The sequence below is a fragment of the Microbacterium sp. SCPM-O-B-15248 (M128) genome, from assembly GCF_058214835.1.
This window is the reverse complement of record NZ_JBYQLI010000005.1, coordinates 149,708-169,487: the sequence shown is the minus strand read 5'-3', so window position 1 is coordinate 169,487 and position 19,780 is coordinate 149,708. Positions and strand designations below refer to the sequence as shown.

At 71.1% G+C, this 19,780-nt stretch carries 20 protein-coding genes; 5 read left to right on the top strand and 15 right to left on the bottom strand.

The window, feature by feature from the left end; genetic code table 11:
- Nucleotides 1-2: 2 nt before the first annotated feature.
- On the bottom strand, nucleotides 3-938 hold the full coding sequence (locus AC3E6M_RS10655) for an ROK family glucokinase (protein WP_490529857.1): 936 nt from the start codon (nucleotides 936-938) through the stop codon (nucleotides 3-5).
- Nucleotides 939-1,095: 157 nt separating this feature from the next.
- On the opposite strand from AC3E6M_RS10655, the gene AC3E6M_RS10650 reads away from it, so the two are divergent.
- Complete coding sequence (locus AC3E6M_RS10650; protein ID WP_490529856.1) at nucleotides 1,096-2,922, top strand: AMP-dependent synthetase/ligase; 1,827 nt, start codon at nucleotides 1,096-1,098, stop codon at nucleotides 2,920-2,922.
- Between the two features lie 117 nt (nucleotides 2,923-3,039).
- Here the strand turns inward: AC3E6M_RS10650 and AC3E6M_RS10645 are convergent, their stop codons facing one another.
- Genes AC3E6M_RS10645 through AC3E6M_RS10635 form a run of 3 tightly spaced genes read right to left on the bottom strand, consistent with a single transcriptional unit; the run spans nucleotide 3,040 to nucleotide 9,181 of the window.
- Complete coding sequence (locus AC3E6M_RS10645) at nucleotides 3,040-3,531, bottom strand: peptide deformylase (RefSeq protein ID WP_138174845.1); 492 nt, start codon at nucleotides 3,529-3,531, stop codon at nucleotides 3,040-3,042.
- The gene (locus AC3E6M_RS10640) at nucleotides 3,528-5,726 is read right to left on the bottom strand and encodes a MinD/ParA family ATP-binding protein (protein ID WP_490529855.1); all 2,199 of its coding nucleotides are present in this window, start codon (nucleotides 5,724-5,726) and stop codon (nucleotides 3,528-3,530) included. Before AC3E6M_RS10640 ends, AC3E6M_RS10645 begins: the two co-directional genes overlap by 4 nt.
- Before the next feature lie 47 nt (nucleotides 5,727-5,773).
- Nucleotides 5,774-9,181, bottom strand: a complete 3,408-nt coding sequence (locus AC3E6M_RS10635) for a pyruvate carboxylase (protein WP_490529854.1) — start codon at nucleotides 9,179-9,181, stop codon at nucleotides 5,774-5,776.
- A gap of 68 nt (nucleotides 9,182-9,249) precedes the next feature.
- Here AC3E6M_RS10635 and AC3E6M_RS10630 point away from each other — a divergent pair, with 68 nt between their 5' ends.
- Complete coding sequence (locus AC3E6M_RS10630) at nucleotides 9,250-10,062, top strand: ParA family protein (protein WP_292900329.1); 813 nt, start codon at nucleotides 9,250-9,252, stop codon at nucleotides 10,060-10,062.
- Between the two features lie 141 nt (nucleotides 10,063-10,203).
- Here the strand turns inward: AC3E6M_RS10630 and AC3E6M_RS10625 are convergent, their stop codons facing one another.
- From AC3E6M_RS10625 to AC3E6M_RS10615, 3 genes are all read right to left on the bottom strand, one after another.
- Nucleotides 10,204-10,749, bottom strand: coding sequence for a MerR family transcriptional regulator (locus AC3E6M_RS10625; protein WP_138174839.1), 546 nt, complete (start codon nucleotides 10,747-10,749; stop codon nucleotides 10,204-10,206).
- Between the two features lie 96 nt (nucleotides 10,750-10,845).
- Nucleotides 10,846-11,532, bottom strand: a complete 687-nt coding sequence (gene ftsR / locus AC3E6M_RS10620) for a transcriptional regulator FtsR (protein ID WP_292900328.1) — start codon at nucleotides 11,530-11,532, stop codon at nucleotides 10,846-10,848.
- Nucleotides 11,532-12,026: an FHA domain-containing protein gene (locus AC3E6M_RS10615; protein ID WP_138174835.1), complete on the bottom strand. Its 495-nt coding sequence runs from the start codon at nucleotides 12,024-12,026 to the stop codon at nucleotides 11,532-11,534. The genes ftsR and AC3E6M_RS10615 overlap by 1 nt, the downstream gene beginning before the upstream one ends.
- Nucleotides 12,027-12,286: 260 nt before the next feature.
- Between AC3E6M_RS10615 and AC3E6M_RS10610 the strand changes: the two genes are divergently transcribed.
- Complete coding sequence (locus AC3E6M_RS10610) at nucleotides 12,287-12,928, top strand: copper resistance protein CopC (RefSeq protein ID WP_490529853.1); 642 nt, start codon at nucleotides 12,287-12,289, stop codon at nucleotides 12,926-12,928.
- A gap of 9 nt (nucleotides 12,929-12,937) precedes the next feature.
- Nucleotides 12,938-14,335 carry a dihydrolipoyl dehydrogenase gene (lpdA, locus tag AC3E6M_RS10605; protein ID WP_138177922.1) on the top strand — a complete coding sequence of 466 codons (1,398 nt, stop codon included), beginning with the start codon at nucleotides 12,938-12,940 and terminating at the stop codon, nucleotides 14,333-14,335.
- 75 nt (nucleotides 14,336-14,410) lie between these two features.
- On the opposite strand, the gene AC3E6M_RS10600 is transcribed toward lpdA, so the two are convergent.
- Nucleotides 14,411-15,052 (bottom strand): CYTH domain-containing protein, encoded by a 642-nt coding sequence (locus AC3E6M_RS10600; protein ID WP_138177920.1) that lies wholly within the window; start codon nucleotides 15,050-15,052, stop codon nucleotides 14,411-14,413.
- Nucleotides 15,049-15,276: a response regulator gene (locus AC3E6M_RS10595; protein WP_292900324.1), complete on the bottom strand. Its 228-nt coding sequence runs from the start codon at nucleotides 15,274-15,276 to the stop codon at nucleotides 15,049-15,051. The genes AC3E6M_RS10600 and AC3E6M_RS10595 overlap by 4 nt, the downstream gene beginning before the upstream one ends.
- Nucleotides 15,277-15,344: 68 nt before the next feature.
- On the opposite strand from AC3E6M_RS10595, the gene AC3E6M_RS10590 reads away from it, so the two are divergent.
- Nucleotides 15,345-16,100 carry a glutamine amidotransferase gene (locus tag AC3E6M_RS10590; RefSeq protein ID WP_490529852.1) on the top strand — a complete coding sequence of 252 codons (756 nt, stop codon included), beginning with the start codon at nucleotides 15,345-15,347 and terminating at the stop codon, nucleotides 16,098-16,100.
- Here the strand turns inward: AC3E6M_RS10590 and AC3E6M_RS10585 are convergent.
- The 6 genes from AC3E6M_RS10585 to AC3E6M_RS10560 all read right to left on the bottom strand — a co-directional run bounded on the left by AC3E6M_RS10585 (nucleotide 16,088) and on the right by AC3E6M_RS10560 (nucleotide 19,757).
- On the bottom strand, nucleotides 16,088-16,795 hold the full coding sequence (locus AC3E6M_RS10585; protein WP_490529851.1) for an NAD(P)H-hydrate epimerase: 708 nt from the start codon (nucleotides 16,793-16,795) through the stop codon (nucleotides 16,088-16,090). The genes AC3E6M_RS10590 and AC3E6M_RS10585 overlap by 13 nt on opposite strands.
- Nucleotides 16,796-16,824: 29 nt before the next feature.
- Entirely contained in the window at nucleotides 16,825-17,847 is a 1,023-nt protein-coding gene (locus AC3E6M_RS10580; RefSeq protein ID WP_490529850.1) for a YhjD/YihY/BrkB family envelope integrity protein, read from the bottom strand.
- A gap of 142 nt (nucleotides 17,848-17,989) precedes the next feature.
- Complete coding sequence (locus AC3E6M_RS10575; protein ID WP_138177910.1) at nucleotides 17,990-18,490, bottom strand: prepilin peptidase; 501 nt, start codon at nucleotides 18,488-18,490, stop codon at nucleotides 17,990-17,992.
- The gene (locus AC3E6M_RS10570) at nucleotides 18,450-18,746 is read right to left on the bottom strand and encodes a DUF1905 domain-containing protein (RefSeq protein ID WP_138177908.1); all 297 of its coding nucleotides are present in this window, start codon (nucleotides 18,744-18,746) and stop codon (nucleotides 18,450-18,452) included. Before AC3E6M_RS10570 ends, AC3E6M_RS10575 begins: the two co-directional genes overlap by 41 nt.
- Before the next feature lie 25 nt (nucleotides 18,747-18,771).
- Entirely contained in the window at nucleotides 18,772-19,194 is a 423-nt protein-coding gene (locus AC3E6M_RS10565; RefSeq protein ID WP_490529849.1) for a ribosomal maturation YjgA family protein, read from the bottom strand.
- Nucleotides 19,191-19,757 carry a mismatch-specific DNA-glycosylase gene (locus AC3E6M_RS10560; RefSeq protein WP_490529848.1) on the bottom strand — a complete coding sequence of 189 codons (567 nt, stop codon included), beginning with the start codon at nucleotides 19,755-19,757 and terminating at the stop codon, nucleotides 19,191-19,193. The genes AC3E6M_RS10565 and AC3E6M_RS10560 overlap by 4 nt, the downstream gene beginning before the upstream one ends.
- Between the last annotated feature and the right edge of the window lie 23 nt (nucleotides 19,758-19,780).

Below are 19,780 nucleotides of genomic sequence, written 5' to 3'. Positions count from 1 at the left end.
CGTCAGCGCTCCTTCCCGGCGAGGTCGGCGACCCCGATGAGACCGGCGTCGTTGCCCAAGCGTGCGATGGTGAACTCCGCCACCGGACGTTCACCGTATCCCGGAAGCGACGTCTCGTACGCGAGCTTCACCGGAACGAGAAGGTCGGCGCCGAGCTGAGCCACTCCCCCGCCGATCACGAACAACTCGGGGTCGAGGACGGCCTGGAACCCGCCGCACGCCTCGCCGAGGGCCGTGGCCACGCGCCGCAGCGCCTCGATGGCGCCCGGGTCGCCGGCCAGCACGAGGCGCGAGACCGCCGGCCCGGGGATCGCGCCCTTCTCCGCGCGCACCGCGGCCAGAGCTGCGCCGATGCCGCCCTCGTCCGCGATGGCGTTGGCCTCGCGCTGCAGCGCGCGGCCCGAGGCGTACTGCTCGAGGCATCCGTTCTGCCCGCACCCGCAGGGGTGCCCGCCGCGCACGAAGCGCATGTGCCCGAGCTCACCCCCGATGCCGTGGCCGCCGCGGAACAGCTCGCCGTCGGTGACGACGGCGCCGCCGACGCCGGTGCCCATCGTCAGCATCACCATGTCGCGCACGCCCTGTCCGGCGCCGAAGCGGTACTCGCCCCAGCCCGCCGCGTTGGCGTCGTTCTCGATCGTCACGGGCGCGTCGAGACGGTCCTCGAGGCGCGCGCGCAGGGGTTCGTTGCGCCAGTCGATGTTCGGGGCGTAAATGACCGTGCTGCGGTCGGAGCTGATGAAACCGGCGGCGGCGACGCCGATGGCGTGCACGTCGTACGCACGACGCAAGTGGTCGGCCATGTCGACGACCGCGTCGACGAGAGCCGCCGGGTCGATGGGGGTGTCCACCCGGAGCTTCTCGACGATCGTGCCGTCCTCCTCGACGACTCCGCCGGCGATCTTCGTGCCTCCGATGTCGATACCGACGTTGCGCACGGCGCTCCTCTCCGGCCCGCCCCGCGGCTCGGCCCGCAGCAGTCTAGTCATCGCCGCGGAACGCCGCCGACACCGCCGTCCCCTCGGAGGCGCGGCGGAACGTACGACTAGACTCGACGAACCGATCGACGTTCTTTCCGGTGCCAAAGGAGTTACCGTGATCCAGTTCGACCTTCCCGCCGTCGTTCCCGCAGACCCGTCCGCGAACGTGTCCGATCTGCTCGCCGACCGCGTGTCCGCCACGCCCGACCGGCCGCTGTTCGCGGTTCCCGACGGTGCCGACTGGCGCGACGTGTCCGCTCGTGACTTCGAGCAGCAGGTCATCGCCCTCGCCAAGGGCTTCGTCGCCGCCGGCATCCAGCCCGGCGAGAAGGTCGCGTTCATCGCGCGGACCACTTACGACTGGACCCTCGTGGACTTCGCGCTGTTCTACGCCGGCGCGGTCATGGTCCCGGTGTACGAGACGAGTTCGCCGGCCCAGATCTCGTGGATCCTCTCCGACTCGGGCGCCATCGCCGCGATCGTGGAGTCCACCGAACACGGACAGCGCCTCGACGAGGTCCGCAGCGACCTCCCGCTGCTGCGCGAGGTCTGGGCGATGCACGCCGGCGACCTCGACGTCCTCGTGGCCCGCGGCGCCGAGGTGGACGACGCCGAGATCGCGCGGCGTCGAGCGATCGCGAACAGCTCCGACATCGCGACCCTCATCTACACGTCGGGCTCGACCGGTCGCCCGAAGGGCTGCGTCCTCACCCACGGCAACTTCGTCGAACTGGCGCGCAACTCCGCCAAGGCCCTGCACGAGGTCGTCGAGACCCCGGGCGCGTCGACGCTGCTGTTCATCACGACGGCGCACGTCTTCGCCCGCTTCATCTCGCTGCTGAACGTCCATGCGGGGGTGAAGACCGGTCACCAGCCCGACACGAAGCAGCTGCTGCCGGCCCTGGGCTCCTTCCGCCCGACGTTCCTCCTCGCGGTGCCCCGCGTGTTCGAGAAGGTCTACAACTCGGCCGAGCAGAAGGCCGAGGCCGGCGGCAAGGGCAAGATCTTCCGCGCCGCCGCGGCCGCCGCCGTCGAGCACTCCGAGCGCGAGCAGCAGGGCCGGTCCATCCCGCTGCTGCTGAAGATCAAGTTCGCGCTGTTCGACAAGCTGGTCTATTCGAAGCTGCGGGATGCCATGGGCGGACGCGTCGTATACGCCGTGTCGGGGTCCGCTCCCCTCGGCCCGCGCCTCGGGCACTTCTTCCGCAGCCTCGGCGTGGTGATCCTCGAGGGCTACGGCCTGACCGAGACCACCGCGCCCGCCACCGTGAACCTCGCCACGAAGTCCAAGATCGGCACCGTGGGCCCCGTGCTCCCGGGCGTGAGCGTGCGTCTCGCCGACGACGGCGAGATCCAGGTGCGCGGCATCAATGTGTTCGCCGAGTACTGGCGCAACCCCGAGGCCACGGCCGAGGCGTTCGACGGCGACTGGTTCAAGACCGGTGACATCGGTGCGTTCGACGCCGACGGGTTCCTCTCGATCACGGGTCGCAAGAAAGAGATCATCGTGACCGCCGGCGGGAAGAACGTCGCCCCCGCCGCGCTCGAGGACCCCATCCGCGCCAACCCGATCGTCGGCCAGGTCGTCGTCGTCGGAGACCACAAGCCGTTCATCTCGGCCCTGGTGACCCTCGACCCCGAGATGCTGCCGACGTGGCTGGCCAACAACGGCCTGCCCGCCGACATGTCGCTCGTCGACGCGGCATCCCACGAGAAGGTGCGGGCCGAGGTGCAAGCGGCGATCGACCGGGCCAACGCCCGCGTCTCGCGCGCCGAGTCGATCCGCAAGTTCACGATCCTCGCCACCGAATGGACCGAGGCCAGCGGACACCTCACGCCCAAGATGAGCATCAAGCGGAACATCATCGTGAGCGACTTCGCCGAGGCGATCGAGGACATCTACGCCGTGCCGATCAACACCACGAACGTCTCGCTCCCCTGAGCGCCGTCAGCCCCCGTTCCGAGAACAGGGGCTGACACAGGAACAGGCCGATCCCTCACGGATCGGCCTGTTCTCGTTGCATCCCCTGTTCTGGTGACACGCGGGGAGGCAGTGGGGTCAGAACCAGTCGCTCTCGCGGACCTGTCGCATCGCCTCGCGGCGCGTCTCGGCGGGCAACCGCGAGAGGTACAGCGTGCCGTCGAGGTGGTCGGTCTCGTGCTGGAGGGCCTGAGCGAGCAGCCCCTCCCCCTCGAGGACCACTTCGTTGCCGTCGAGATCGATGCCCACGACCTTGGCCCACGGGTAGCGCACCGCGTCGTGCCACAGCCCCGGGACCGAGAGGCATCCCTCGCCCACGAGTTCCGGCTCGCCTCGCGTCTCGACGAGCACGGGATTCAGGACGTAGCCGATGTCCCCGTCGATGTTGTAGCTGAACGCACGCAGACCGACACCGATCTGCGGTGCAGCGACGCCGGCGCGTCCGGGCGGCTCGACCGTGTCGAGGAGATCGCGGACGAGAGCGCGGATGCCGTCGTCGATCGTCTCGATCGGCGCACTGGGGGCGCGCAGGACCGGGTCGCCGAAGAGACGGATCGGCCGGACCGTCATGCTGCGGCCGCCGGGGTGCGCAGGCCCTCGACGACGGCGGCGGCGAGTTCGCGCGCGGCCTGCCGGGTGGCCGGCTGCAGGTCGCGGAACGCGATCGCGCTGCCGGCGGCGACGTGGGCGTCGTAGGGCATCCGGATGACGGAGCGGACGCGGGTGCGGAAGTGCGCCTCGAGCTCGCTCTCGCGCACGAGGGGGGCTCCCGGCCGGGCGTTGTTCAGCACGACGACCGCGTTGCGCACACGGTCGGCATAGCCGTTCGTCTCGAGCCACGTCAGCGTCTCGGACGCCAGCCGCGCCTCGTCGACCGAGAGGCCCGCGACCACGACGAGGGCGTCGGACAGCTCGAGCGTGGCCTCCATGACCGAGTGGACGATGCCCGTCCCCGTGTCGGTGAGGACGATCGAGTAGTAGTGCGCGGCGACGTCGGCGACGCGACGATAGTCCTCATCGCTGAACGCCTCGGAGACCCGGGGATCGGAATCGGATGCCAGGACGTCCAGCCGCGTGACATCGCGGGCCACGATCGACGAGACGTCGCCGTACCCGGTGACGTCGTCGTGCGCGCGCACGAGGTCGCGGACCGTCCGCCCGTTGGCGCGGCCCACGCGATCGGCGAGCGTTCCGCGGTCGGGGTTCGCATCGACGGCGATGACCCGGTCATCGCGGGCGTCGGCGAGGGCCATGCCCAGCAGAGACGTGATCGTCGTCTTGCCCACGCCCCCCTTGCGCGAGAGGACCGGCACGAAGCGCGGCTCGCCCGCCAGCGGGGCGGAGATGCGGCGGTCGAGGTCCTTACGCGCGCGGACGCGGCGACCGTCGCCGAGGTTGATGCGGTGTCGGGAGACGGAGTACACGAGCTGCTGCCACAGTCCCTCGGGCTCGGGACGCGAGATCTGACGCGGATCGAGCAGACGGTCGGCGGTGAGCAGATCGGGGCTCTCGCGGGCGTCGTCGATCTCGCCGAGGCGCTTGGATGCCAAGGTGACATCGGCACCGGGAGTGCGCACCCGCTCCGCCGCGTGGACACGCCCGGAACGTGCGGCCTCGTCGGCCTGCTGGACCTCGCGACGCGTCAAGGGAACGGTGCCGATCACGCCGGTCGCGGCGCGCTCGGCGCGCGTGCGCGGCACCGGGCCCGTCGCGGGGTCGCTGGTCTGCGATCCGGATTCGCCTCCGGCGGCCACGACCGTGGGGACGGTCTCGGTCACCGGCGCGTCGGGGGTCGACGCTGTCTCACGCTCTTCGGTGACGGCATCGACGTGCGCGGAAGCGACGTGGTCGGCGGCCCCGGGCTGAGGCTCGTCGGCGGCGAGGTCATCGGCATCGGCTTCGACTTCGGGCGCGGCGGCGGCGGCGACCGGCTCGGGGTCGGTCTGCTCGTCCTCTCCCCCCGCGTCGTCCGCGAGCGTCTCCCCCTCGACCACGGCGTCGTCGGACTCGCTGCCCTGCCCGTCGACGGGCTCGGCCTCGACCTCGGGCTCATCCTCGAACTGAGCGTCGGCCTCGGGCTCCGCCACGACCTCGGGCTCATCCTCGAACTCAGCGTCGGCCTCGGACACCGCCACGACCTCCGGCTCATCCTCGAACTCAGCGTCGGCCTCGGACACCGCCACGACCTCCGGCTCGGCCTCGAACTCAGCGTCGGCCTCGGGCTCCGACACGACCTCCGGCTCGGCCTCGGTCTCATCTGCCTCAGCGGCCGACTCGGCATCCCGCAGCTCGTCTTCGACGAACGCCTCCGGCTCGCCGACCTCGGGCTCCGGAGCTGCGTCGCCGTCGCCGTCGGCGACGATCTCGGCGTCGTGGACGTCGATCTCGATGTCGTCCGCCTCGACGTCGTCGTGCGGCTCGAGGATGATGTCGCCGGTGGGCAACTCCTCGAGCGCGGGATCGTGCGTCGTCGCCGCGACCTCGGGGTCGGGAACGTGGGTGAGCAACGGCGGGCCGTCGACGTCGGGGACGTGCACGATACCGACGACCTCGAAAGCGCGGGATTCGGCGTCGATGACGGGCATCTCGTCCTCGACCACGTCGTCGTCGACCTCGTCGTCATCGGTCACCGGAAGGTCGACACTGACCTGCGCGATGTCTCCACCGAGCATGCTGATGCTGGCCGTGTCGAGAGTTCCGCTGTGGTCGAGGACGCCGTGTTCGGCATCGTCGTCGGGGGTCTCGTCGGTGCGGTCGGGGGTCACTGCAGTCTCCAAAGAAAAAGGGGACGCGAAAAGCGCCCCCTCTCAGGCTACTGCGAGGGACGGACCACGAGCAAAAGGTCGCCCGCCTCGACCTGCTGCGTAGCGCCGACGGTGAGCCGTTCCACCACTCCGTCGACGGAGCTCGTGATCGCCGCCTCCATCTTCATCGCCTCGATCGACGCCACCGCCTGACCGGCGACGACCCGGTCGCCCACGGCGGCCTTGAGCGTGACCACGCCCGAGAACGGAGCGGCGACCTGGCCGGGCTTCGACGTGTCGGCTTTCTCTGCCTGTCGCGCCTCGACGTCGATCGACCGGTCGCGCACGAACACCGGTCGCAGCTGCCCGTTGAGCGTCGTCATGACCGTTCGCATGCCCTTGTCGTCGGCGTCGCCGATCGCTTCCAGCCCGACGAAGAGCTGCACGCCCCGTTCGATCTCGACGGTGTGCTCCTCACCGGCGCGAAGTCCGTAGAGGTAGTCGGCGGTGTCGAGGACGCTGAGGTCGCCGAAGCTCTCGCGCGTCTCGAGGAACGTGCGCGTCGGCGCCGGGAAGAGCAGGGAGTTCAAGCGCGCACGCCGCGTCGCCGAGTCACCCGCGAGGGCGGCCGTGTCGTCGGCGGTGAGCGGGGTGATGCCGATCTTGACGTCGCGACCGGCCAGGACCCGCGTCCGGAACGGCTCCGGCCACCCGCCCGGCAGATCGCCGAGCTCGCCCGCCATGAACGACACCACCGAGTCAGGGACGTCGTACTTCTCGGGGTTGCGCTCGAAGTCGACGGGGTCGGCCTTGACCGCGGCCAGGTGCAGGGCGAGATCGCCCACGACCTTCGATGACGGCGTCACCTTGGGAACACGACCGAGGATCCGGTTCGCCGCGGCGTACATGTCCTCGATGAGCTCGAAATCGTCGGCGAGCCCGAGCGCGATCGCCTGCTGCCGGAGGTTCGACAGCTGCCCGCCGGGGATCTCGTGGTGGTAGACGCGTCCCGTGGGACCGGGCAGGCCCGACTCGAACGGGCCGTACAGGTGCCGCACGGACTCCCAGTACGGCTCGAGGTCGGAGACGGCCGACAGGTCGAGGCCCGTATCGCGCTCGGTGTGCGCGAGCGCGGCCACCAGGGCCGAGAGCGACGGCTGGCTCGTGGTGCCCGACATGGGCGCTGCGGCGGCGTCGACGGCATCCGCCCCGGCCGCGGACGCGGCGAGCAGCGTCGCGAGCTGTCCGCCGGCCGTGTCGTGGGTGTGGACGTGCACGGGCAGGTCGAACCGTTCACGCAGAGCCGTGACCAGTCGCGCAGCTGCCGCGGGGCGCAAGAGCCCCGCCATGTCCTTGATGGCCAGCACGTGCGCCCCGGCGTCGACGATCTGCTCGGCCAGGCGCAGGTAGTAGTCGAGCGTGTAGAGGTCCTCGGCCGGGTCGAGCAGGTCGCCGGTGTAGCAGACGGCGACCTCGGCGACCGAGGTTCCCGTGGCGAGCACCGCGTCGATCGCGGGCCGCATCTGCGACACGTCGTTGAGCGCGTCGAAGATCCGGAAGATGTCGATCCCGGATGCCGCGGCCTCGGCGACGAAGGCATCCGTCACCTCCGTCGGGTACGGGGTGTAGCCGACGGTGTTGCGCCCGCGCAGAAGCATCTGGATCGCCACGTTCGGCAGCGCCTGACGCAGCACGTCGAGACGCTCCCACGGGTCCTCGCCGAGGAAGCGGAGGGCGACGTCGTAAGTCGCCCCGCCCCACGCCTCGACCGAGAGGAGCTGCGGCGTGAGCCGCGCGACGTACGGGGCGACGCGAGCGAGGTCGCGGGTGCGCACGCGCGTGGCCAGGAGCGACTGGTGCGCGTCACGGAACGTGGTCTCGGTGACGGCCAGCGCCGTCTGCGCACGAAGCGACCGGGCGAAGCCCTCGGGCCCGAGCTCCTGCAGCCGCTGACGCGAACCTGCCGGCGCGGGAACGCCGAGGTCGAGCGTCGGCAGCTTGGTGCCGGGATCCACCGAGAGGGGGTTCTCGCCGTGGGGCCGGTTGACGGTGGTGTCCACAAGCCACGCGAGCACCTTCGTCCCGCGGTCCTTGGACTCCCGCCCGCGCAACAGCTCGGGGCGCTCGTCGATGAACGAGGTGCTCAGGTCGCCGGCGACGAATGCCGGATCGTCGAGCACGGCCTGCAGGAACGGGATGTTCGTCGAGACCCCGCGGATGCGGAACTCCGCCAGCGCGCGCCGGGCCCGGGCGACGGCCGCACCGAAGTCGCGGCCGCGGCACGTGAGCTTGGACAGCATGGAGTCGAAGTGCGGGCTGATCTGCGACCCCGCGGCGGTGGTGCCGCCGTCGAGACGGACGCCGGCACCGCCCGGCGAACGGTACGTCGTGATCTTGCCGGTGTCGGGTCGGAAGCCTTGCGTCGGGTCCTCCGTCGTGATGCGACACTGCAGGGCCGCTCCGCGCAGACGGATCCGGTCCTGCGTCAGATCGAGGTCGGCGAGGGTCTCTCCCGCAGCGATGCGCATCTGCGACTGCACGAGGTCTACGTCGGTGACCTCCTCGGTCACGGTGTGCTCGACCTGGATGCGCGGGTTCATCTCGATGAAGACGACCTCTCCCGCCCGCGGGCCGGCGGTCTCGAGCAAGAACTCCACCGTGCCGGCGTTCTGGTAGCCGATCGAGCGGGCGAAGGCCACCGCGTAACGGTGCAGGTCGTCGCGCACGGCGTCGTCGAGGTTCGGGGCCGGCGCGATCTCGATGACCTTCTGGTGGCGACGCTGCACCGAGCAGTCGCGCTCGAAGAGGTGGACCGTCTCGCCCGTGGCATCCGCGAGGATCTGCACCTCGACGTGCCGCGGGCGCTGCACGGCCTGCTCGAGGAACATGCGCGGGTCGCCGAAGGCGCTCTGCGCCTCGCGCATCGCCTCGGCCAGGGCCGGGGCCAGCTCGCCGAGCGACTCCACGCGACGCATGCCGCGTCCGCCACCGCCGGCGACGGCCTTGGCGAACAGCGGGAAGCCGATGTCCTCCGCCTGTGCGACGAGGGCTTCGACGTCGTCGGAGGCCGGCGTCGACCGCAGCACCGGGACGCCCGCCGAGATGGCGTGCTCCTTCGCCGTCACCTTGTTGCCCGCCATCGAGAGGACCTCGGCCGGCGGTCCGATGAAGGTGATCCCGTGGGCCGCGGCCTTCTCGGCCAGCTCCGGGTTCTCGGACAAGAATCCGTACCCGGGGTAGATCGCGTCGGCGCCGCACTCGCGGGCGACGCGAATGATCTCATCGACGTCGAGGTACGCGCGCACCGGGTGGCCGCGCTCGCCGATCTGGTACGCCTCGTCCGCCTTCAGCCGGTGCAGCGACGCCCGGTCCTCGTACGGGTAGACCGCGACGGTGCGGGCTCCGACCTCGTAGGCGGCGCGGAAAGCGCGGATGGCGATCTCTCCGCGATTGGCGACCAGGATTTTCGAGAACATGCGCACCTCACGTCAAGCTGGCGGAGCTGAATGTGCTCACAGCCTAGGGGAAGGTAACGTAGACGCTCGTGCACGTACTCTCCGTCAGCTCTCTCAAAGGCGGGGTCGGCAAGACGACCGTGACGCTCGGGCTGGCTTCTGCCGCCTTCGCACGTGGCGTTCGCACTCTCGTCGTCGACCTCGACCCGCAATCCGACGTGTCCACCGGCATGGACATCCAGGTCGCCGGTCGACTCAACATCGCCGACGTCCTTGCCAACCCGAAAGAGAAGGTCGTCCGGCAGGCGATCACCTCGAGTGGGTGGGCCAAGGTCCACCCCGGCACCATCGACGTCCTCATCGGCAGCCCCTCGGCCATCAATTTCGACGGTCCGCACCCGAGCGTGCGCGACGTGTGGAAGCTCGAGGAGGCCCTGGCCACGATCGAGGCCGACTACGACCTGGTCCTCATCGACTGCGCCCCGTCGCTCAACGCCCTCACCCGCACGGCGTGGGCCGCGAGCGACCGCGTCATCGTCGTCACCGAGCCGGGGCTGTTCTCCGTCGCCGCCGCCGACCGGGCGCTGCGAGCGATCGAAGAGATCCGACGCGGTCTCTCCCCTCGTCTCCAGCCGTTGGGCGTCGTGGTCAACCGCGTCCGTCCGCAGTCGATCGAGCACCAGTTCCGCATCAAGGAGCTCCGCGACATGTTCGGGCCGCTCGTCCTGAACCCGCAGCTGCCCGAGCGCACGTCGCTCCAGCAGGCCCAGGGTGCCGCGAAGCCCCTGCACGTGTGGCCCGGAGACTCCGCGCAAGAGCTCGCCGCCGATTTCGACGCGCTGCTGGACCGGATCGTCCGCACCGGCCGCATCCCCGTGCAGAACGACGCACCGCAGGCTTGATCCCATCGAGAAACGCCGTTCCTGGCGAGAAACGCGCTCTCCCGGCGTTTCTCGACAGGGGCGGCGTTTCTCTTCGAGGGAGCGACAAAACAGAACCCCGGACGCCGTGGCATCCGGGGTTCTCGTGTCTGTGGGGGCCTGTCAGGCCGTGCGAGCGGCGCGGCGAGCGGCGAGCTCGTCCACCGTCTCCGGGGTCGCGGTCTCGAAGTCGACGAGCGTCGACTCGACCTCGCGCAGGACCTTTCCGACCGCGATGCCGAACACGCCCTGGCCGCGGCTGACGAGGTCGATGACCTCGTCGTTCGAGGTGCACAGGTAGACCGAGGCGCCGTCGCTCATGAGCGTCGTCCCGGCGAGGTCGCGGATGCCCGCGGCGCGGAGCTGATCGACGGCGGTGCGGATCTGCTGCAGCGAGATGCCGGTGTCGAGCAGGCGCTTGACGAGCTTGAGGACGAGGATGTCGCGGAAGCCGTAGAGACGCTGCGAACCGGACCCGCTCGCGCCGCGAACGGTGGGAACGACGAGTTCGGTACGAGCCCAGTAGTCGAGTTGGCGGTACGTGATGCCCGCGGCACGCGCTGCCACCGCGCCGCGGTAGCCGGTGTCGTCGTCCATCTCGGGAAGACCGTCGGTGAAGAGGAGATCGGCGGCGAACCGGGGTTCACCGAGTGCGTCGCCAGCGTTCATGCTCGCGTCCCTCCTCATCGGCTCGTTGCTTCCACGCTAGATCAGCGAGGGTCCCCCGGCAACGACATCCGCGCCGGGGGCGTCGGCGTGTCGCGATCAGGACAGCATCCGGTCGATGGCCTCGCGCACGAACAGCGTGCGGACCTCGTCGAGGCGCGCCGCGAGTTCGGGCGCGAGCTCGCTGGCCCGTGCCCGCGACGCGGCGTCCGGGCGGCGGAGAAGCGCCGACAGGGCCGATTCGACGAGGGAGGCCTCGCGCTGCGCGCTCTGCCGCAGCGATCGCACGTGCCGGGGCTCGATGCCGTGCCGATCCAGGGCGACGAGCGTGCGCATCAGCGCCACGGTCTGCTCGGGGTACGACTCGGCCGCGGTGATCACGCCCGTGCTGATGGCGTCATTGAGCAGCTGCGGGGCCGCACCGGATGCCGAGAGCAGATCGTCGCGGCGGTACCGCCGCGGCGCGCTCGTCATTGACGGCATCGAGGTCGGCGGCGCAGGGTTGCGACCTGCGTCGACGTCGGCGAGGTACTCGCGGATGACGGCGAGGGGGAGGTAATGATCGCGCTGGAGGGTCAGCGCCAGACGCAGTCGTTCCAGATCGGCGGCCGAGAACTTGCGGTAGCCCGAGTCGGTTCGCGTGGGCGACACGATGCCCTGGACCTCGAGGAAACGCAGCTTGCTGGAGGACAGCGCCGGGAACTCCGGTGTGAGCCTCGCGAGCACCTGCCCGATGCTCAACAGCCCCGAGGCCGCCGGACGACCGCGGGCGGGGGCTGCCGCCATCAGTGTTCTGCCGACGGGAGGTCGACCGGCGAACCGAAGAAGTTGAGGCGGAACTTGCCGATCCGCACCTCAGCACCGTTGATCAGCGCCGAGCGGTCCACGCGCTCACCGTTGACGTAGCTGCCGTTCAGGGATCGCTGGTCGACGATCTCGAAGGCCGTACCGGCGCGGGTGATCTCGGCATGCCGACGCGAGACCGTGACGTCGTCGAAGAAGATGTCGGCTTCGGGGTGTCGACCCACGGTCGTGACGTCGGTGTCGAGCAGGTAGCGGGCGCCGGTCGTGGGGCCGGAGCGCACGATCAGCAGCGCCGCCCCCGAGGGCAGGGCGTCGATCGCTTCCAGCTCGGTCTCGCTGAGGTCGGCACCGAACGGGACGAAGGAGAGATCGGCATCGTGACCGAACGTCTCGGTCGTGTCGTGCGACCGCTCGGGAGCGGCGGCGTCGGCAGCGCGCCGAATGTCGTCGCGCTCGAATCTGCGGGTCTCGTCCACGGCTTCTCCTTCTTTTCCACCATAGCCGACCGCCTCCGAACCGGAGCGGCCGATCGACCCTCGCGAAGGTCATGGGATGTACGTGTGATCCGCCCTCGACGACGGGCTCCGCGTTCGGGCAGCGAACCGGTACGACGGGGGGACACTCGAACCTATCTACCCGGGGTCGGCCGTGTCGAGTCCGAGTCGCACCGAAGACGGCCGGATCGCGCATCTCCCCTCCCAGGTCCCGTCCGCACCGGGTCGATAGGGTCGGTGGGGTGACCTCCTCCTCCGCGCCGCGTCGCCGCTCCCTGTCCGCCGTTCTCGCCGCCGCGGTCATCGCGCTCGCAGCCCTCGTCATCCCCGCGTCCCCCGCATTCGCGCACGACGAACTCGTCTCCTCCGACCCCTCCGCCGACGCGGTGCTCGACGCCCTGCCGTCGCAGATCACCCTCACCTTCAGTGCCGACATCCTGGATGCCGAGGGTGCGACGGTCATCCAGGTGACGGACGCGGCCGGCACGGCCCTGACGGACGGCGCCCCCACCGTTGCGGGCACGGCCGTGACACAGGCCGTGGCGGGACCGGCATCCGGTGCCGTGACCGTGGTCTGGCGCGTCGTCTCCAGCGACGGACACCCCATCGACGGCACGTTCTCGTTCACCGTCCCCGCCGCCCCGACCCCGACGGCGACGCCCACACCCACGCCGACTCCCACGGCCGCGTCCTCCCCCGAACCGACCGTGACGGTCACGGCCACTCCCGCCCCGGCGGAGAACACCTCCGAGGCCTCTCTCCTGCCCTGGATCCTGCTCGCGATCGCCCTCGTCCTCGTCGTCGGCGCACTGGTCTGGCTGGCCGTCGCGCGAGGCCGCCGCAACGGCCCGACCGGCGGCTCGGCGGGGACCTCCGGACGCTAGGCTGGGACCATGCCTCATTACGATCTGGTCATTCTTGGTGCGGGTCCCGGCGGGTACGTCGCGGCCGTTCGCGGCGCGCAGCTGGGGCTGTCGGTCGCGGTCGTCGAAGAGAAGTACTGGGGTGGTGTGTGCCTGAACGTGGGCTGCATCCCCTCCAAGGCTCTGCTGCGCAACGCCGACCTCGCGCACACGTTCCACGCCAAGGCCGACCTGTTCGGTATCTCCGGCGACGTGCACTTCGACTTCGGCAAGGCGTTCGACCGTTCCCGTAGCGTCGCGGCCGGGCACGTCAAGGGCATCCACTACCTGATGAAGAAGAACAAGGTCACCGAGTACGAGGGCCGTGGCCACTTCGTCGACGACCACACGCTCGACGTGACCAAGGCCGACGGCTCGAAGGAGCAGGTCACCTTCGACAACGTCATCATCGCCACCGGGTCCACCGTGCGCCTCCTCCCGGGAGTGACCCTGTCCGAGAACGTCGTCACCTACGAGGAGCAGATCCTCACCCGTGAGCTTCCCTCCTCGATCGTCATCGTCGGCGCCGGAGCCATCGGCATGGAGTTCGCCTACGTCATGACGAACTACGGCGTGAAGGTCACCATCATCGAGTTCCTCGACCGCGCCCTCCCCAACGAGGATGCCGAGGTCTCCAAGGAGATCCAGAAGCAGTACAAGGGCTACGGCGTCGACATCCTCACCTCGACGAAGGTCGACTCCGTCACCGACCACGGCGACAAGGTCACCGTCGCCTACACCGCCAAGGACGGCTCCACCGGCTCGATCGACACTGACCGCGTGCTGATGTCCATCGGCTTCGCCCCCAAGGTCGACGGGTTCGGCCTCGAGAACACCGGAGTGAAGCTCACCGAGCGCGGCGCGATCGACATCGACGACCACATGCGCACGAACGTCCCCCACATCTACGCGATCGGTGACGTCACCGCCAAGCTCCAGCTCGCGCACGTCGCCGAGGCCCAGGGCGTCGTCGCGGCCGAGACGATCGGCAACGCCGAGACGCAGACCCTCGGCGACTACCGCAACATGCCGCGCGCCACCTTCTGCAACCCGCAGGTCGCCTCGTTCGGCCTGACCGAGCAGCAGGCTCGCGACGCCGGTCACGACATCAAGGTCGCGAAGTTCCCCTTCTCGGCGAACGGCAAGGCCAACGGCCTCGGCGAGCCCGTCGGCTTCGTCAAGCTCGTCGCCGACGCCGAGACCCTCGAGCTCATCGGCGGACACCTCATCGGCCCCGACGTCTCCGAGCTCCTCCCCGAGCTCACGCTCGCGCAGAAGTGGGACCTCACCGCCCTCGAAGCCGCGCGCAACGTGCACACCCACCCGACGCTGTCGGAGGGCCTGCAGGAGGCGTTCCACGGCCTCACCGGCCACATGATCAACCTCTGATCCGACCGGCCGCAACGCCCGACGGCCCCCGACCCGCTCGATGAGCGGGGTCGGGGGCCGTCGGCGTCAGGGGGGTCAGTGCCCGAGGGCTCGGGCGAGCTTCGAACCGGATGCCGCGGGCCGACCGCCCGCCGCGAACACGGCCGCGTCGACCGCGGCGAACAGCGCCGCACGCCCGGTGTCGTCCGCGGGGCCGGCGGGGCCGAGCTCGACTTCCCACTCGCGCCACTCGGATTCCGCGCCGCGACGCTCGTCGCGTGCGCGGACGCGGTCGTCCACGAACTCGGCGACGAGGCCGCCGTCGGCATCGAGCAGGGCGTAGGCGGTGCGGTGGTTGCGCACACGGGCGAGCGGCAGGAACGGTCCGTGCGCCCACGCGGCGACGGCATCCTGGATCTCCTCCGGGACCACCGGAGCCGCGTCGGCGTCGCCGATCTCGCCGAGGGGCCAGTGCGTCTCGGACCGGCCACCGGGCGCGGGGGCCTTCACGTGCCACCCCTCGTCCGGTCCGCCCTGCCGCCGTCGCACCGCGACGCCGACCCGCGCGAGGGCGCCATCGACGGTGTCGACGTACCGGGCATCGAGGTCGCGCGGCTCGGCGTCACCGACGCGCGCGACCCCCGGGATCCCCGACCAATCGGGCACGGGCGTGCCGTCGTCGACGTCGTACTTGGACTCGACCTCGACCGACGACGACCCGGGAGCCGTTCCGCTCAATCGTCGCGTCCGTCGGCGTTCGGGTTGATGTCCTCGGTCTCTTCCACGTACGAGAAGACCGCCTGCGTGGGTCCGTCGGAGTCACCGGTGTTCTCGAGCCCGCCGTCGCGACGGTAGACGAGCTGCCCCTCGCTGTAGGGCATGATCAGCGTGTCGTCGGTCTCGTTCTCGAGCGGGATCACCTGCCCGTCGAGCGGGCCTCCGGTCAGTCGTGCGATAGCCATGCGCCCAGCGTAGACCGGGGCCTCGCGCAGAGGCCGCGCCTTGACACCCCTGACCTAGACTCGCTCGGGTGACGAGGACGGACCTGCCCGGAGACCGCCCGTTCGTGCTCCTGGCCACGCGCGCCGAGGACCGACCGGCCGACGAGGAGTACGCGCTCTTCCTCCGCTTCACGGGCCTGCCTCCGCAGCGGCTCCGGCGCGTGCGCCTGGAACGCGACCCGATGCCCGAGATCGATCTCGATGAGATCGCCGGGATCCTCGTCGGCGGAAGCCCGTTCAACGCCTCCGACCCGTGGGAGAAGAAGTCGGCGGTACAGCGCCGCGTCGAGGCGGAGATGGCCGCGCTCGTGGACGAGGTGGTGGCGCGCGATGCCCCGTTCCTCGGTGCCTGCTACGGCGTCGGCACGCTCGGCACGCATCTGGGCGCGCCGATCGACGGGACGTACGCCGAGCCCATCAGCGTCGTGGACGTCTCGCTGACCGACGCCGGCCGCGCCGATCCGCTGCTGTCGGGGATGCCCGCGACCTTCCCGGCCTTCGTCGGCCACAAGGAGGCGATCTCCGCGCTCCCCGCGGCGGCGACGCTCCTGGCATCCTCCGCCACGTGCCCCGTGCAGATGTTCCGGGTCGGCGAGAACGTCTACGCCACGCAGTTCCACCCCGAACTGGATCTCGGCGGCATCGTCACCCGCATCCACGCGTACGCGTCGTTCGGCTATTTCCGCCCCGACGAGCTCGAGTTCACCCTCGCCGCCGTGCGGCGGTCGCCGGTGACCGCGACCGGCCGGATCCTGCGGGCGTTCGCCGAACGCTACGCCCGCTGAACCGGGGGCCGGCGAACGACCTCGACGGCAGCCGTCACCGCGGGGCGGACGCGCCGCAGCTGCGGCTCGAGACCGAGGTCGACCAGGACGATGCGGCCGCAGAGCTCCGGACCGCGACCGCGGAGGATCCCCGCCTTGACCGCTCCGAAGGTGACCGTGACATCGGCCGGGAGGACCGCGGTGTCCGCCTCGCCCGTGTCCGGGTGCAGACCGCTGGGGAGGTCGACCGCCACGACGCGCAGCCGCCGGTCCGCGACCGCCGGGCGCAGGGCCTCGACCACGGCGCGAGCGGTGCCGCGCAACCGCGGGTCCGCGGAGGCGCCGATGCCGAGGATGCCGTCGACCACCAGGACATGATCCGCCCCGGCGGCGCAGACCTCCGAGGCATCCCGGAGCCGAGCCCCCGCGGCGACTGCGGCATCGAGCGCCTCCCGATGCACGTGATCGCGGGTGAGAACGATGTCGACGCGGGTCGCCACTCGGGCGAAAGTCGCCGCCGAGTACAGGGCGTCGCCGCCGTTGTCGCCCGAACCGACGACCACCAGGACGGCGCCCGGGGTCCGTGCGAGCTCCTCCTCGACGACGTCCGCGAGCGCACGGGCGGCCTCATGCATGAGGGGCCGTCCGGCCGCGAGCAGCGGAGCCTCCGCCGCCCGGACCGCGGCGGCGGTGTACGCGACGGTGCGCTCGGTCATGTGGTCACCCTAGACGCGTGTCCGCGGGCTCAGCGGGAAGCGGTATTCTTCGCCGTCGCCTCGCGTTCGTGCGCTTCGGCCTCGCGCGCGGCATCCAATTCACCGACGGCGGCCTGCACCGCCCGCTCGGCGCGCTGGACCCGGAACTGCACAAGCGTCGACGCGGCGTACTTCGCGCGGACGCGATCCTGGTCCTCCTCGTGACCGACCATGATGTACGCACCGGCGATGAGGATCACCTGGCTCGAGAGGTTCAGCCACAGCAAAAGCGCGATGAGCGCGGCGAACGTCGCGAGCAGAGGGTTTCCGCCCGCCCCGCGGACGAACAGGCCCGACAGCTGCTGCAGCACGACCAGCCCGATGCCGCCCAGCAGAGCGCCGCGCAGGAGCGTCGCCCGACGCACGCGGAGCCCGGACAGCAGCGCGAAGGCCGCGGCGATCACGGCCGCGTCGAGCGCGAGCACGATGAGCGTGGAGACGAGCCAGGTCAGGATGCCGGTCACCCACGAATCCGCGGAGATGCCCAGCCATCCGCGCACCACCGTCAGCCCCGCCGTGGCGAGGAAGGTCACTCCGGCGGCCGCGGCGAGCGATACACCGATCCCGAGAGCCAGCAGGAGGTTCCGCAGGAGCACCCACACGATGAAGGTGTCCTCCGTCGTCACGTCGGCGAGCTGACGCAGAGCGGACCGCAGCGACCCGACGGCGCCGATCGCCGCGCCGAGCAGACCGATCGATCCCAGGACACCCGCGATCGTGAAGCCCGCGGGCGCCTTGATCTCGGCGACGTCGATGAGACCGTCCGGACCGACGAGCCCCGGGATGACGCCGTCGACCGCGCGCACGAGGGCGGCGAGCCCGTCGGGGTTTCCCGCGAGCCACAGGGCCGCGAACGAGAACCCGATGAGGACGCCCGCGAACACGCTGAACAGCGTCCGATAGGTCACGCTGTCGGCGAGCATGGGTCCGCGTCGCCCGGAGTAGACGAGGTACGCGCGCACGAGTCGCCGCTGCAGCGCCCACGCGGTGACGCGACGAAGGAGGTCAGCCATCCTCCCAGGCTATGGGAGCGGCACGATCTGCCCCGGCGGGGTTGACCGCGCGTCGAACACGCAGATCGTGCCGGGCTTCGCCGCGGGGCGGGCCCGTCCCGCGACATGCGCGCGATCCTGCGCCGCACACGCGCGGGGTCGCTCACCGGAGCTCTCCGAGCAGCACCCACCACGTCCCCAGCAGCAGCGGGGGCCCGAAAGCGAACACGGCACCCCGGGCACCGGAGAGCAGGATTCCGGCTGCCGCGGCCCCGCCGCACAGGAACCCGGTGAGGATCCCCGAGAGCACGGCATCCGGTCCGAACCACCCGAGGTGCGCCCCCGCGAGGGCGGCGAGCGTCACGTCTCCCCCGCCGAAGGCCGTCGGCTGCGCACGATGCAGCGCGAGGCAGACGAGGAACGCGGATGCCGCCCCGCCCCACACCCCGACGAGGCGCGGCGGTTCGTCGGCGGCGAGCGCCGCGGAGGTCAACAGCACGAGGGCCAGCGCGAGTCCCGGCAGGACGAGCGCGTGCGGAAGGCGGTGGTGACGCCCGTCGATGACGGCGAGGATCCCGCCGAGCACCGCGAACACGGTCAGCGCGACGCCGAGCACGCGGCGCTCAGGCGTCGAGGACGGCGAGCCGGGCGAGGACCGTCGCATCGGGGAGGATGCCCTCGCGTTCGCGCACGGCGCGCTTCAACGGCAGGACGTAGACGCCGTCCGCCTGCGGGAAGATCGACGTGCGCCACGTGGAGGAGCCGATCGTGACCTCGACGCGCACTCCGCCGAAGCCGCGCCGGAAGGTCTGCGTCTCGCGGATGTCCTCGCTGAGTCCGGGCGGAAGCGCGACGAAGTACCAGGCGCTGTCGAGTCGGGCCTCCCACCGGAAGACCTCTCCCTCGAACTCGACGATCATCGTGTCTCCCTCCGACGCCGTCACCCTACCCGCGGCGGGACGCGGGCCGCGGGCGCTCTCCCCTGGGGAGGAGCCGTCGGCGCACCGCGAGGTCGACGCCCACCGCCACGGCAGCCGCCGCGAGCGAGACGAGGAGGTCGCGCGCGTCGAAGCCGAGCCCGAGCACCAGGGCGATCGGCGGGAACGCGTCGGCCCAGGCCGCGGGGAGCCCGGTGAGCTGCAGCAGTTCGACGCCCACGCACCACGCCGCCGCGACGGCGGAGAGCACGACCGGGCGGGCGCGCGGCAGGAGCGCCACGAGACCCGCGTACACGGCGACGGTGTAGAGGGCGTCGCCCACGATGTCGGTGACGATCGACCCGGGCGCCGCGTGGACGGTCAGCCCCGCGGCGACGACGGCGAGCATCGCCGCACCCGCCGCGATCCGGCGACGCACGATCTCGGTCACGCGAGGATCCCGGCGGCCCGCGCCGGTTCCGCGTACGCCCGCGCGAGCGAGGCCACCGTGTCGTGCGCGTTCAGGCCGCTGGGGTTGGGCAGGACCCACGTGGGCACTCCCCCGATGGTCTCTCCCTGGCGCCCGGCGAGGGCCTTGGGCCGGTCGAAGCCCTGGCGGTACGCGGTGAGACCCACCACCGCGACCGCGGGCGGCGCGAGGGCGGCCACGCGGTCCTCGAGAGCGGCGGCGCCGGCGCGCAGTTCCGCGCGGTCGAGTTCGTCGGCACGCGCGGTCGCGCGGGCGACGAGGTTGGTCACGCCCACCCCCGCGTCGAAGATCATCGCCCGGTCGGCGTCGTCGAGCGGACCGGCGAAAGCGGGCAGCCGCGGCAGGATCCCGGCCTCGACGAGCGCGGGCCAGAACCGGTTGCCGGGGCGGGCGAACGGGGTCCCGGTCGCGGCGGTCCACAGCCCGGGGTTGATGCCCACGAACAGCAGGCGCAGGCCCGGTCCGACGAGGTCGGGGATCGTGGCATCCCGGTACGACTCGAGCTCGGCACGTGTATACCCCATGAGACCACTATGACCACTTCGCC